This window comes from Corynebacterium sp. UMB6689, assembly GCF_030215295.1.
GTDB lineage: Bacteria > Actinomycetota > Actinomycetes > Mycobacteriales > Mycobacteriaceae > Corynebacterium > Corynebacterium aurimucosum.
Window position 1 is genome coordinate 1 of the sequence record NZ_JASOLS010000201.1, and the last position, 261, is coordinate 261.

Below are 261 nucleotides of genomic sequence, written 5' to 3' on the forward strand. Positions count from 1 at the left end.
TTACGATGCGGCCTACGCTTACGAACTCGGCCATATTTTCAAGGATGGCCTCACGCGTATGTACGGGGATGGCTCGGACGGGCGTGAGCAGAACGTCATGTACTACCTCACGGTCTACAACGAACCCATCCACCAGCCGGCCGAACCGGAGAATGTGGATGTGGATGGCATTATCCGCGGTATCTACAAGCTCGATGAAGCCGATGGCCTGGGCGGCCCGCGCGTCAACCTGCTTTCCTCGGGCGTGGGGGTGCGCTGGGC

1 protein-coding gene is annotated in these 261 nt (G+C 60.5%); it reads left to right on the top strand.

The features are described from left to right. The coding region (locus tag QP363_RS13200; RefSeq protein ID WP_284764822.1) for a hypothetical protein at nt 1-261 on the top strand (261 nt) is incomplete at both ends.